This window comes from Corallococcus sp. AB045, assembly GCF_003668895.1.
In the GTDB taxonomy this organism is placed as follows: Bacteria; Myxococcota; Myxococcia; order Myxococcales; family Myxococcaceae; genus Corallococcus; species Corallococcus coralloides.
The window spans coordinates 16,515-29,510 of the sequence record NZ_RAWN01000040.1; the positions used below are offsets into that span (position 1 = coordinate 16,515).

The following is a 12,996-nucleotide window of genomic DNA, read 5'->3' on the forward strand; positions in this document are numbered from 1 at the left end:
GGCCCCGGGTCGTCTAAGGGCGGTGCACCATGGCTGAACGTCTTGCCCTATTCGTCACCGCCGCGCGTGGCACCGAGGACCTGCTCGCCGAGGAGCTGAAGGAGCTTGGCGCGAAGCGCATCCGCCAGGACCGCGGCGGCGTGCGCTTCATGGCCTCGCTCGACGAGGCCCTCAACGTCTGCCTCTGGTCCCGCATCGGCATGCGCGTGCTCTATCCACTGGGCGAGTTCGAAGCGCATGGTGCCCAGGGGCTCTACGACGCCGTCGCCAGCGTGCCGTGGGAGGAGCACCTCACCACGAACGTGACGTTCGCCGTGGACGCGAACCTGAAGGACACCGAGCACGCGCACTCCGGCTTCGTGGCCCTGAAGGTGAAGGACGCCATCGTGGACCGCCTGCGCGACAAGCTGGGCTCGCGGCCGGACGTGGACACCCGCAACCCGGACGTGTCCGTGGTGGCGCACCTGGTGAAGGAGAAGCTGTCCCTCTCCCTGGACCTGTGCGGAGACCCGCTGCACCGGCGCGGCTACCGCGTGCGCCCCACCCCCGCGCCCCTGAAGGAGAACCTGGCCGCGGCCCTCCTGCGCGCGGCGGGCTACACCGGCACGGAGGCGCTGGTGGACCCCATGTGCGGCTCGGGCACCATCGTCATCGAGGGCGGCCTCATCGCGCGCAAGCGCGCCCCGGGCATCAACCGGGGCTTCGCGGTGGAGCGCTGGCCGCACCTGGGCGCGCGCGCGAAGGAGCTGCTCGCGGACCTGCGCGCGGACGCGCGGCGCAACGAGCGCAAGGTGGAGGTCCCCATCCTCGGCTTCGACAAGAGCGACGAGGCCCTGGAGGCCGCGGACCGCAACGTGAAGGCGGCGCGGATGGGCGAGGAAATCCAGCTCGCGGAGGGCGACGCGACGAAGCTCCCGCCCCTGCCCGAGGGCGGCGGGCTCGTCCTCACCAACCCGCCTTATGGAGACCGGCTCGGCTCCGGCGGCCAGAAGGGCATGAAGACCTTCTACTTCAAGCTGGGTGACAGCTTGCGCGCGCTGCCGGGCTGGCGCGTCTGGGTGCTGTCCGGCAACCCCGCCTTCGAGAGCGCCTTCCACGCGCGCCCCATGGCCCGGCGCGACGTGTGGAACGGCCCCATCCCCTGCACGCTGCTGGGCTACCGCGCCCCGCCGCTGCCTCCCGGCTCAAAGCCGGTGCTCGGTGCGGCGGGCGAGTCGCTGGAGGTTGCTCCGGTGGGTCCAGAGCATCAGGACGAATAGGCCCGCGGTGAGCAGCACGTACTCGCGGGCGGGCGCGGTGAGGAACGCGGTGGCGATGGCGACCACCGCCGCGGCCAGCGAGCCCACGGAGCTCACGCGCCAGCGGGCCACCACCAGCCCGTAGATGATGGCCCCCGCGAGCGCCGCCTTGGGCACCAGTACCACCAGCACGCCCAGCGCGGACGCCACGCCCTTGCCGCCCTGGAGCTTGAGCCACACCGGGTACACGTGCCCCAGCACCGCGGACAGCCCCACCAGCGCGTGCGCCTTCGTGTCCCCGGGCAGGTAGTGCACGGCCAGCGCCACGGGCAGCACGGCCTTGAGCGCGTCCAGCAGCAGCACCACCGCGCCCAGCTTCTTGCCGGCGACGCGCGTGACGTTGGTGGCGCCGATGTTGCCGCTGCCGCTGGCGCGCACGTCCACTCCGCGCAGCCACCGCGTCAGCAGCACGCCGAAGGGGACGGAGCCGCAGAGGTAGCCCAGCAGGAGGAAGGCGGAGAGCACGGAAGAGGACAGGGTCCCGCCCTTCAGGACAGCAGGTGCGGGAAACGGGTGTGCACCACGACGTAGGCGTAATTGACCAGCAACACCAGCGGGAACGCGATGCGCACCCACCGCCACTCGCGCTCCTCCAGCTCCACCTCCGGGATGGGCATCGCGAAGAGGAAGTGCAGCACCGTCGCCACCGCGGCCAGCGCGAACAAGAGCGCGCACACGGTGCCCAGGGGGTTGGCCTCCCACGCCCCCGGGATGTTGAAGTGCGCGACGCGGTCCGCCACGCGGGTGAGCCCACAGCCCAGGCAGGGCCAGCCCGTGTGCTCGCGCAGCACACAGCCCCAGAACGGGATGATGCGGGCCACGGGGACGTAACGCCCCACGAGCAGCCCCCCGAGCCCGACGAGCCCGAGCCATTCGAATGTGCCCAACCGGCGGTTGGGGGCGGGGATGGTGACCTTCATGCGCACCTCGCGCCGAGTGTGCGGGACAAGTCGCGAGGATGGAAGGGGTGCCTTGCCGGGCCCCGGAAACCTGGGCTAAGCGAACGGGCATGCACATGCTCCGCACCGCCCTCGTGATGCTGGTCGCCGCTCCCCTCGTGGCCCTCGCGGCGGACAAGACGCCCAAGCCCGCAGCCAAGGCCGCGGAAGCGTCCAAGGCCGAAGCCGCGGCGAGCGACTGCCACCACCCCGCCGACGCGAAGACGCCCGAGGCCGCCAAGGCCGCGAACCCTGGCGACTGGACGCTCACCCGCGGCGAGCCCCTCAAGGGTGAGAAGACGGTGAAGCTGTCAGAGCTGCTCGCGAAGCCCCAGGCCCACGACGGCAAGGTCGTGCGCGTGGAGGGCCAGGTGCGAAAGGCGTGTGAGAAGAAGGGCTGCTGGATGGAGCTGGCCCAGGACGCCAAGAGCCCCGGCGTGCGCGTGACGTTCAAGGACTACGGCTTTTTCGTCCCGCTGGACTCGGCGGGCTCGCAGGCGCGCGTGGAGGGCGTGGTGAAGGTCGCGGAGCTGAGCGACGCCCACGCGAAGCACTACGAGGCCGAGGGCGCCATCGTCCCGCGCGGCACCGACGGCAAGCCCCGCGAGATTCAGCTCGTGGCCTCCGGCGTCGAGCTGCGCCGCTAGCCGCGATGGGAGGCCGCAGTTTCAGCATGCGGGGCGTGCAGGGCGCGGCCGACCGGGCCGTGCAGCACGCCCGCGCGTGGCTCCTGGAGACGGAGCCCGGGTCGCGCGTGCACGACGTGCAGTTGGATCCGCGCTTCCAGCACCGGGGCGTGGACCTGCTCTGGGAGCTGCCCTCCGGAGAGGTGCGCGGCATTGAAGTGAAGGGCGACCGCCAGGCCACCCGGCGCCGCTACTTCTTCGAGCTCATCTCCAACCTGGAGAAGGACACGCCGGGCTGCTTCCTCTACAGCGGCGCGGACCTGATGCTGTACGTGTTCCTCACGCAGGGCGAGCTGCACGCCCTGCCCCTGCCCCGGGTGCGCGAGTGGTTCCTCCCCCGCGCCCGCGAGTACGCCCTCAAGCACGCCTTCACCCAGACGGGCGCCATCCGGTACACCACCGTGGGCGCGGTCGTGCCCGTGCGGGACGTGGCGGAAGGCGTGCCCGGCGTCGTCACCGTGAAGCTCAAGCGCGCGGCGACAGAGAAGCCTGGCGTGAAGCCCGGCACGCCGGACGCGGAAGGCGCGACGCCCGCGGCGGCCAGCGAACCCCAAGCGCCCGAGGCCCCGGAAGCCCGGAGCCCCCGGCGCACGGGGACCTGAAGCTCGGCCGACTAGCGGCGACGCTGCGGCTGCGCGTGCTGGTGCCGGTGCGCCCGGTGGCCCGGGTGCATCTTGTCGTGCAGGGCCTCCAGCCGCTCCTGCGTGCCCATCAGCTCCAGGAGCGCGGACCGGTCGTTCTGCTGCTTGAAGACGTGCTCCAGGCGGGGCACCAGGTCCAGCGCCAGGTGGATGTCGTTGGCCTTCTCCGCCTCCGCCAGCAGGCCGCGGCCCTCGACGGACGCGTCGATCCACGCCTGCAGGTGGATGAGGCCGTCCACCGCCAGCAGGCGCGAGATGGGCGCGCGCGCCGTGTCGTGGATGAGGTTCTTGAGGTCCTGGATGGCGGGCTCGCGCTCGCCCTTCGCGGCGCGCACCACCGCCTGGGAGATGCCGCGCCGGTCGGGCAGCAGGAACTCCTCCACCTCGGCGAACGCCGAGGCGTCGTCCAGGTGGCCCTGCGCGGCCAGCGACTCCGCCAGGCTGTCGAACAGCTCCGCGTCCTTCTCCGAGAAGGGCGCCAGCGCCTCCTGGAGGAACGGCTGGGGCAGCGCGCCCTTGTCATCCACCGCCAGCTTCGAGCGCAGCGCCTTCACGTGCTCGAAGGAGGAGGCCACCGGGGCCTCCTTCGCGCCGTTGAGCTTGTGCACGAGCACCTGCATCAGCGTCGCCAGGGCCGTGGTGAACTCCTGCGGGGACACGCGGTCCGGCATCCACCGGCGCCACAGCTCCACGGCCGCGGCCACGACGTAGTCCTTGAAGGGGCCGGTGCCCTTCCACTTCGCCGCCCACTGCTGGGCGATGCCGAGCGGATAGGCGGACTCCGCCAGCTTGCGGTAGTCCTCTTCTCCCACCGGGATGCCGTAGTGCCCCAGCGTGCTCAGCAGGGCCTCCGTCGAGTAGTCCTTGAGGCCCGTCTTCTGCCACGACTTTTCCACGCGCTGCGTGCTCACCAGATGCGCTCCGAGGCCATGCGAGTGCCGGCCATCGGCCCCGCTGACCATCTTCTAGCGAAAGCGGAGCCCGGCGAATACGGCCTTTGCGGGCCCCGTCAGGCGGCGGACGGCTGGGGCGGCGGGCGGCCCGGCACGATGGGCCACACCGTGGGCTGGCGCCGCCCGTCCTCCACCCGGCGGGCCATGTACGGCTCGCACCCGCGCTCCTGGAAGGCCCGCTTCCACGCGGCGAAGCTGCCCCCCGCGCGCCAGGCGTCCATGGCCGCGAGCCCCGCCTCCGGACCGCACTGGGCCAGCATGTACTCCACCCAGGCCCAGCGCGCGGACGTGGGCCTCACCTCCGCCCTCCCTCGCAGGCCCTTGCGCAGCCGCTCCAGCTTGTTCTCCACTTCCCGCAGGCCCGCGAAGGGAGCCCCGTCCAGCGGCGTGTTGCGCTTGGCCACGAAGGGCGCAACCCCCAGCGCCACCGGAAGGATGCGCGACAGCTCCGTGGTGAAGCGGATCAGCTCGTCGATGTCCGCGTCCTCTTCATGGGGCAGGCCCACCACGTTGTAGACCTTGAGCTGCTTCATGCCCGCCGTGCGCGCGAACCGGGCCGCGCGGACAATCTGTTCCTCGGAGTGCTTGCGGTCCACCAGGTCCCGCATCTTCTGGGACGCCCCATCCGCGGCCACCGTGAGGTTCGTCGCCCCACCCCGCCGGAGCTGATCCACCAGCTCCTGCGTGAGCCGGTCCGCCCGCAGCGAGGAAACGCCCACCTCGCGCCCCGAGTCCACGAGGGTGCGCAGGAGCTCCACGATGCGCGGGTGGTCCGTCACCGCCGCGCCCACCAGGCCCACGCGCTTCGCATGGTCCGGGATGAGCGACAGGATGCGCTCCGGCGGCACCGTGCGCATGCCGCCATTCGTGGTGCGGCGCATGACGCAGTAGTGGCAGCCACGGGAGCAGCCCCGCTCCGGCTCGATGAGGAACATCGACCGGAGCTCCGTGTGGGGCGTGATGATCTGCGTGCGCGCCGGCAGCCGGGCGTCCGTCGCCTTCGCCACGTGGTAGCGCGCCCCACCCCGCCCGGGCACCCGGAAGCCGGGGACCTTCGCCAGGTGATCCAGCAGCGCCTCGCGCTCCATGGAGGCCGCGGCCTCCAGCAGCACGTGGATCAAATCCTCCGCCTCCCCCTGGACGAGCACGTCCACGAAGGGCTCCAGCGGATCCGGGTTGGAGAACGTCAGCGGGCCGCCCGCCACCACCAGCGGATGTCTGGCATCCCGTTCCGATGAAAGAACCGGCAAACCAGACAAATCCAACATCGTGAACAAACCTGAAAGCTCCAATTCATAGGCAACTGAAAAGGCAAGCATTTCAAAGCTAGACACGGGTGCCTGGGATTCCCAGGTAAACAATGGCGTCCTGGTTCTCTTGTATGTCTCGACATCATCGGGAAGGAAGACACGCTCGGCGGTCGCGCCCGCGTGCTCATGCACCTCCCGGTAGATGGCCTGGTAGCCCAGCGAGCTCATGCCCACGTGGTAGGGGCTCGGGTAGCAGAGCGCGACCCGGTAGGGCGCCTCCTTGCGGAGCGTTCCCGCCTCGTCCGCCAGCAGTGAGCAGACGTGCTCGATGAGTTCGTAACGGCCCTCCATGGTCCTCCCAACGTGGATTCCAGACACCTAACAACAGCGCGGCCCCGGACCGCCACTCCCGCGTGGGGGAGGGGCTGCCGGGGCCGCGTTGGCCTTCAGGGTCGGTCAGTGCCGACTACTTGAACGACGGGATGGCCTTGGCCGGGGTGCAGTACTCGGTCTCGGCGTCGCAGACCAGGTCGAAGTCCGGGTTGATGCCGGAGCCCGGACCGCACGTCGAGGTGAAGTTCGCCTCGTCGTTCGGATCCAGCGTGGGGTCGCAGTTCGTCGCGGGCCACACGGCGCGCACCACGTAGTGCGCGGTGCAGCCGTTGTTCGTGTAGGTCAGCTCGCCGGTCATCTGCGTACCCGGCGCGCGGGTGTTCGAATACACCTTCACGTTGTCGAACTGGTACGTGATGGCCTGCGGTGCGGCAGCGAAGTCACCCTGATCCACGTTGACAGTGGCAGTCGTGAAGGTGTCCGCGGTGCAGAACTGATCCGCGTCCTTCCCCGTGCTCAGTTTGCCCGTCGCCTGGAGGCTGTCGAACGTGTTGGTCAGGTCGAACTGACCCAGGGCGGCCAGGCTCAGGGGCCTGATCACCAGCTTGGCCGTGTTCGCCACGGGGTCCGCGAACTTCCAGACACCGAGCTCGTCACCCAGCAGCGGCTCGAAGTCCGTGCAGGTGCCCGTCGGCGCGTCCACGGCGTCGAACTTCGCCCACCAGTTCGCGAACGACGCGTCCTGGACAATGCACCCGGGATCCGGCTGCTCGATGTCGCAGGCGGTGACACTGCCCGCGAGAGCAACCGTAACCAGCGTCGAAAGAATGCTCTTGCGCATGTTGCTGATCTTCCTCACGTGGTTGGGGGATTAGAACGTGTACCGGACACCGAAGCGGATCTGCCGCGGGGCCTGGTAACGGTCCGGGTTCTTGAAGTTCAGGTTCACGTCTTCTTCCGCCAGATAGCCCGAGCCGTCCGCGAGCGGAACGTTGCCCGGGTTGCCCGGACCCGGCAGGTCGGACGCGTTGCCGGACTTGCCGGTCTTCGCGTCGTACACCGGGAGAACCTGGGCGAACGTGTACGAGTCGTCCACGCTGTCCACGCCCTGGAAGTTGAAGAGGTTGAACACGTCCAGGGTGAAGGACACCACGCTGTCCTTGCTCACGCGGTAGTTCACGCCCACGTTGGAGTCGATGCTGTTGATCCACGGGGTGCGACCGCCGGTGCCGCGCGGCAGGATGAACGTCTCATCCTGGCCGTAGCCCGGGTAGGCGCCGAGGTAGTTGATCGGCGTACCGGAGTTGCCGCGGTAGGACAGACCGATGCTCGCCGACAGCGCGTTGGAGATGTTGAACTCCTTGGCGCCGAACACCTTGATGGCGTGCGTACGGTCGAAGGGCAGCAGGCCCGTGCGGTTGTTCAGGAGGGCAATCAGGTCGAAGTCCGCGAGGATGTTCGGATCGAGCTGGTTGTTCTCCGGGCGGAACAGACCGGGGTAGTTGCCGTACAGGCGGGACCAGGTGTAGCTCGCCTGCGCCAGCCAGCCCTCCGTGAACGTGCGGTTCAGGTAGACGGTGACCGCGTCGTAGTCACGCACCGGCGTCGGGAACTCCTTGGCGAAGCCGCTGCCAGGGTTACCGAGGAAGTACGTGTTGCCGTCATCGCGGCTCATGTCCTCGATGACCTTGCCCATGTTGCGGTGGGTGTAGGTCGCGCCCAGGCGGGTGTTCGACAGGAGCTCGTACTCGCCGCCGACCACGATTTCGTCGGACGACTGGGGCTCGATGTCCGGATCGACCGGCTCGTTCTGCACCAGACCGCCGTTGTAGAACTGGTTCGCGTTGGGGGTGCTCTCCGCGCGCGGCACGATGAACTGGGTGTCCGCGCAGTTGCCGCGCTGGCCCTCCAGCGTGGACGGATCGCAACCGCCCGCGGCGCCCGGCTCCGAGAAGAAGCGACGCGCGGTGAAGCGGCGCTCACCCGGGAAGGCGCGGTCCATCATGTTGAGCGGAACCTGCTCGTAGTAACGAGCGAAGTTCACGAACAGCTTCGCGCGGCCGTTGGCGAACGGATCCACCACCGCGCCGATACGGGGCGACCACTGGTTGCCGAGCTTCAGGGCCAGGTTGCCATCACCGCCGTACATGGACTGCACGTCGTACCGGACACCCAGGTTGAGGGTGACGCGGTTGGCGATGGACCAGCTGTCCTGGAGGAAGCCACCGATGGTGGTGCCGCTCGTCGAGGACTGCTGCAGGGTCTCGAACACCGGGGAGTCCGGCGCCGTCTGGTAGCCGTAACGACGGTCGTCCGCCCAGATCGGGATGGTCGCGCCGTTGTACGACGTGCGCGCCTCCCGCAGGAACACGCTACCGGAGTAGGCCTTCTTCTGATCGAAGGTCAGGAACTCCGTGTCCACGCCCGCCTTGAAGACGTGCGTGCCCAGGGCGTTCAGCAGGTAGGTGGCCTTGGCGTTGATCTGGTAGCGATCCAGCGTGGCCTCGGACATGAAACCGGGGCCGCCGACGAAGTAGTTCGTCGTCGGGCAGCGCAGCCGCTGCTCCTCGATGGTGTCGCCGCAGAACTCCGCCGCGTTCGGGACGCTCTCGAACTGCGTCAGGGCACGCCGGGTGGTGTACTGCGCCAGCGCGTAGCCCGCCAGGCCGCTCGTCGAGCCGATGGCGCTGCCGTCCGCCGGAGGCGTTCCCGCGGTCTGGTGGAACCAACCGAGGTTGGCGTCGACCAGGACCTTCTTGTCCATGAACGCGCCCGCGTACTTGAGGGCGAGCGCCGTGGTGTTGGCGCGGTTCTCGGTCTGGCCGATGTCACCGGGACGCGAGTTCTGCGCCGCAGGCAGACCACCCGAGCGGGGGCTGATCTGCAGCTTGCCCAGGCCACCCGACACGGTCGGGGTGCCGTTGAGGGCGAACGACACGTTGTGATCCTGGTTGATGAGGTAGGTCAACTTACCCATGAACTGGATCGTGCGCGAGTCGGCGAAGTACGTCCGCTGCGAGCCCGGGATCTCCCGGACCACGCTGAAGCCGTTCTCGTCGGTCGCCACCGGGTTCGCCGCCGGCGTGGGGTTCGCCGCGTTGAACGGGTTCTCCAGCTCGAAGGCGTTGAGCGAGCGCGTGTGCTCGTAGCGCTGGAACGACGGCGCGAAGCCGGCGAAGAACCAGAGCTTGTCCTTCAGGATGGGACCACCGAGGGTCGCGCCGAAGTCGCCCAGGTTGCTCAGGGCGTTCAGGCCGGTGATCGTGGTGCCGTCCTCGATGACCAGCTTGCGGTTGCCTTCCAGGGCACCCGGCGTCCAGTTGGCGAACACGGAGCCGTGGAACTCGTTGGAACCGGACCGGGTCACCGCGTTGATCACACCGCCCGTGGAGCGACCGAACTCCGGCATGTAACCGCCGGTGATGATGTTCACGTCCTGCACGAACTCGATGCTCAGCGGGCTGGCGTTCACGCCGAAGGCCGGGTCGTTCGTGGACAGACCGTCCACCACGTAGCCGTTCTCAGGCGAGGTCGTGCCGTTGATGGACACGCCGTACTGGTCGGACTGGGCGCCAGGGGCGAGCTCGGCCAGGGATTCAAAGGAGCGCGTCGCGCCACCCTTGCCGACCGGACGGGCCACCGCGATGCGCCTGATGAACTCCTGATCCACGTTGACGCCCTGGTTCGTCGAACCGACGTCGATCGTCGGCGGCGTACCAATAACGTCAACCGTCTGCGTGAAGGAGTCCGGCAGGAGCTCCACGTTCACACGGATGGTGCGGTTGAGGAGCAACTGGATTTCGGGGCGGGCGTAAGGCTTGAACGTCTCCTTCTCGAACCGCAACGTATACGTGCCCGGCGGGAGCTGGGGAATACGGTAGTTACCCTGTGCGTCAGTAACCACGGTCTGCTCGCCCTGCAGGTTGGGCGAGGTGGCGGTCACAACGACATCTGCAGCCGGCTTCTTGTCCTCAGTGTTGATGACAGTGCCGATGATGACGCTGGACTGCGCGAAAGCCGCGGATCCGTACAACAGACCTGCAGCAAGGACGACTCCGGTTTCCCGAAGTACTTGTTTCACTTGCATACCTAACCCCTCCAAGGTGGGCTGCAACCGAAAATGACTTGGGAAAATATCCGAGGTCAAGCAGTTGTCAATAGACCGTTGCTTTTTGGTGACCAGTGCGGCATTGCGCGATCACGTCGGCGGCACCAGACACGGTTGCTTGAACCCGGAACCCTTTTCTGTATGGTGGCCGCCCTTCAATCCGGGCATGGCGGGGACGGGTAGTCCACTGGTGAAGAGGAGTTACGTGCATGTTCGATTCAGTCCTTGACCGCGGCCAAGGACCCAGGTCGCGCTTCGGCGTGGGTGCTGGCGTTTCCACGCTGCTCCACGTTGGCCTGCTGGGTCTTGTGGCCTATCTCTCCACGCGTCCACCTCCCGTGGAGGAGAAGGAGGTCGAGGTCACGCTGAAGGCCACGATGGCTCCGCCGCCTCCGCCGCCTCCGCCGCCTCCCCCGGCGTCGAAGCCGAAGACGGAGAAGAAGGTCACGCCCAAGAAGCCCAAGGACGTGATCGTGCAGCCGAAGGAGATCCCGCAGCAGAAGCCGCAGGAGACGGAGACCGCGCCCGAGCCCGAGGAAGAGGCGAGCGAGTCCGAGGTCGAGGGTGGCGTGGAAGGTGGCGTCGCGGGCGGTGTGGTGGGTGGCGTGGTGGGTGGCGTGATCGGTGGCGTGGTGGGCGGTCAGCTGGGTGGAACGGGCACGGACGTGCTGGCGTTCGGCCAGGGCATGACGCGTCCCGAGAAGATCGCGGGTCCTGAGGTGTCCTATACGCGTGAGGCCATCGAGGCGCGCGTGCAGGGCCTGATGATCGTGAAGTGCGTGATCACGACCGAGGGAAAGGTCGAGCGCTGCCGCACGATCAAGCCGCTCCCTCACATGGAGCAGGCCGTGATGGACGTGCTCACCGCCTCACGCTACAAGCCGGTCACGTTCCAGGGCAGGCCGGTCGAAGTGCAGTACACGTTCAACTTCAACCTGAAGCTGCCGCGCTGATCCAAAGCAGGCAGCCCCGCTTGAGCAGTCCGCCGAACATCACCTCGCGCTCGTGAGGAGGAGCGCTCCACAGCCATGCAATTTACCCTGCTTGATATCTGGCACCACACGGGCCTCTTCGCCCGCATGATCATCTTCACCCTCGCCATCATGTCGGTGGCGTCGCTGGTCGTCATGGCGGAGCGGATGATCGTCTTCCGCAAGACCCGCTCGGACAGCCGCAACTTCGCCGCCAAGATGGGCGCCATCCTCGCGAAGGGCGACCTGACCACCGCGGCGAACACCAACCTGGGCAAGGACGTGGGCCACCTGGGCCGCGTGATCAACTCCGGCCTGACGGCGTACCGGATCACCCCCGGGAACAAGGACCTGGCGGTGGAGTCCGTGGCCCGCGCGCTGGAGCGCCAGGCGCAGCGCGAGGTGCAGAGCCTCAAGCGCGGCCTGGGCCTGCTGGCCACGGTCGGTTCGACGGCGCCGTTCGTCGGTCTGCTGGGCACCACGATGGGTATCGTGAACGCCTTCCAGCTGATGGCGGCGGCGGGCTCCGGCGGTCTGGCGACGATCTCCGCCGGTATCTCCGAGGCGCTCATCACCACGGCGTTCGGTCTGCTCGTGGCGATCCCCGCGGTTATGGCCTACAACTTCCTGCAGGGCTGGGTGGATGCCCGCTCCGTGGACATCTCCGAGTCCTCCAACGAGTTCCTGGACGTGGTGGCCCGGCACGTGGGCGGCGGTTCGTCGCACGCGGCCTAGTAGCCCCACCCTGGGACGTCCCCACCCATGTGGGCGGTCCGGCTGAGAAGCCGCGCTGCCCCGGGGTGGGCGTTCCTTCCCGGATACAGGTGCACGCATGGGAATGTCAGCAGGCCCCAAAGGGGGCATCAAGAGCGAGATCAACGTCACGCCGCTGGTGGACGTGGTGCTGGTGCTCCTCATCATCTTCATGGTCGTGACGCCCATGCTCCAGCGCGGCAAGTCCGTGGAGCTGCCCAAGGCCACGGAGATTGAAAAAGAAGGCAAGACGGACGCCGATCCGCTGATCCTCTCCATCACCCCGGACAAGAAGATGTTCGTGGAGAACGATGAGGTCGACGAGAAGGGGCTCCAGGAGAAGATCGCCGCGGAGCTGGTGAAGGATCCGGGCAAGAAGATCCTCCTGAAGGGTGACAACGCCCTGAACGTGGGCGACGTGCGCAAGGTGCTGGACACGGCCCGCAAGGCGAAGGCGAAGCAGATCGCCCTGGGTGTGGAGGAGAAGAAGTAATGTCCCGAGGACACAAGCAGCGTCAGTGGGTCAAGCCCGCGTCCGCGCCGAACTCGGAGATCAACGTCACGCCCCTGGTGGACGTGGTGCTGGTGCTCCTCATCATCTTCATGGTGGTGACGCCCCTCCTGGAGAAGGACATCCTCGTCCGCGTCCCGGAGACGGAGGTGGAGGAGAACCAGCCGCCGCCGGAGCCCGATGATCAGCAGATCGTCGTGCAGGTGGACAAGAGCGGCGCCTACTCCATCAACACGGAGCAGATCCCCGCTTCGGACTACGTCGCCCGCCTCAAGCGGATGCTGAACGCCAAGAAGCCGGACGAGAAGGTCGTCTTCTTCATGGCGGACGACGCGGCGAACTACGGCAAGCTGGTGGTGGCGCTGGATGGCGCCCGTGCCGCGGGAGCGAAGATCCTGGGCATGGCCACCGAGCTTCCCCAGAACGCGGTCATCCAGGGCACGCAGACCACGCCGGACGGTGCACCGCCCGCGCCCCCTGCCCCGCCGGCTCCCTGATCCACGCCTTTCGTCAGGGTTGACGCGCGGACACGCCGTCACCGATTCCATCCGAAG

13 protein-coding genes are annotated in these 12,996 nt (G+C 68.1%); 7 read left to right on the top strand and 6 right to left on the bottom strand.

Annotated elements, in window-relative coordinates; genetic code table 11:
* The first annotated feature begins 29 nt into the window (after positions 1–29).
* Positions 30–1,259 (top strand): class I SAM-dependent RNA methyltransferase, encoded by a 1,230-nt coding sequence (locus tag D7Y21_RS12260; RefSeq protein WP_120566608.1) that lies wholly within the window; start codon positions 30–32, stop codon positions 1,257–1,259.
* Here D7Y21_RS12260 and plsY read toward each other — a convergent pair.
* A complete protein-coding gene (plsY, locus tag D7Y21_RS12265) occupies positions 1,185–1,763 on the bottom strand; it encodes a glycerol-3-phosphate 1-O-acyltransferase PlsY (RefSeq protein WP_121713296.1) in 579 nt (192 codons plus the stop codon). The genes D7Y21_RS12260 and plsY overlap by 75 nt on opposite strands.
* Before the next feature lie 23 nt (positions 1,764–1,786).
* Positions 1,787–2,218 carry a DUF2752 domain-containing protein gene (locus tag D7Y21_RS12270; RefSeq protein WP_121713298.1) on the bottom strand — a complete coding sequence of 144 codons (432 nt, stop codon included), beginning with the start codon at positions 2,216–2,218 and terminating at the stop codon, positions 1,787–1,789.
* Positions 2,219–2,307: 89 nt separating this feature from the next.
* Between D7Y21_RS12270 and D7Y21_RS12275 the strand changes: the two genes are divergently transcribed.
* Positions 2,308–2,883, top strand: coding sequence for a DUF4920 domain-containing protein (locus D7Y21_RS12275; protein WP_199735413.1), 576 nt, complete (start codon positions 2,308–2,310; stop codon positions 2,881–2,883).
* 26 nt (positions 2,884–2,909) lie between these two features.
* Positions 2,910–3,524 (top strand): hypothetical protein, encoded by a 615-nt coding sequence (locus D7Y21_RS12280; RefSeq protein ID WP_233612072.1) that lies wholly within the window; start codon positions 2,910–2,912, stop codon positions 3,522–3,524.
* 11 nt (positions 3,525–3,535) lie between these two features.
* On the opposite strand, the gene D7Y21_RS12285 is transcribed toward D7Y21_RS12280, so the two are convergent.
* From D7Y21_RS12285 to D7Y21_RS12300, 4 genes are all read right to left on the bottom strand, one after another.
* Positions 3,536–4,474 (bottom strand): hypothetical protein, encoded by a 939-nt coding sequence (locus D7Y21_RS12285; RefSeq protein ID WP_199724597.1) that lies wholly within the window; start codon positions 4,472–4,474, stop codon positions 3,536–3,538.
* A 98-nt stretch (positions 4,475–4,572) separates the two neighbouring features.
* A complete protein-coding gene (locus D7Y21_RS12290; RefSeq protein ID WP_121713305.1) occupies positions 4,573–6,117 on the bottom strand; it encodes a radical SAM protein in 1,545 nt (514 codons plus the stop codon).
* Positions 6,118–6,232: 115 nt separating this feature from the next.
* The gene (locus tag D7Y21_RS12295; protein ID WP_120566602.1) at positions 6,233–6,940 is read right to left on the bottom strand and encodes a hypothetical protein; all 708 of its coding nucleotides are present in this window, start codon (positions 6,938–6,940) and stop codon (positions 6,233–6,235) included.
* A gap of 30 nt (positions 6,941–6,970) precedes the next feature.
* Positions 6,971–10,186, bottom strand: coding sequence for a TonB-dependent receptor (locus D7Y21_RS12300; RefSeq protein ID WP_120566601.1), 3,216 nt, complete (start codon positions 10,184–10,186; stop codon positions 6,971–6,973).
* Positions 10,187–10,416: 230 nt separating this feature from the next.
* On the opposite strand from D7Y21_RS12300, the gene D7Y21_RS12305 reads away from it, so the two are divergent.
* The 4 genes from D7Y21_RS12305 to D7Y21_RS12320 all read left to right on the top strand — a co-directional run bounded on the left by D7Y21_RS12305 (position 10,417) and on the right by D7Y21_RS12320 (position 12,939).
* Positions 10,417–11,160 carry an energy transducer TonB gene (locus D7Y21_RS12305; RefSeq protein ID WP_120566600.1) on the top strand — a complete coding sequence of 248 codons (744 nt, stop codon included), beginning with the start codon at positions 10,417–10,419 and terminating at the stop codon, positions 11,158–11,160.
* Positions 11,161–11,235: 75 nt separating this feature from the next.
* Complete coding sequence (locus tag D7Y21_RS12310) at positions 11,236–11,913, top strand: MotA/TolQ/ExbB proton channel family protein (RefSeq protein ID WP_120566599.1); 678 nt, start codon at positions 11,236–11,238, stop codon at positions 11,911–11,913.
* 97 nt (positions 11,914–12,010) lie between these two features.
* The gene (locus D7Y21_RS12315; RefSeq protein WP_014394198.1) at positions 12,011–12,424 is read left to right on the top strand and encodes a biopolymer transporter ExbD; all 414 of its coding nucleotides are present in this window, start codon (positions 12,011–12,013) and stop codon (positions 12,422–12,424) included.
* Positions 12,424–12,939 carry a biopolymer transporter ExbD gene (locus D7Y21_RS12320; RefSeq protein WP_121713307.1) on the top strand — a complete coding sequence of 172 codons (516 nt, stop codon included), beginning with the start codon at positions 12,424–12,426 and terminating at the stop codon, positions 12,937–12,939. The genes D7Y21_RS12315 and D7Y21_RS12320 overlap by 1 nt, the downstream gene beginning before the upstream one ends.
* The last annotated feature ends 57 nt before the right edge of the window (positions 12,940–12,996 follow it).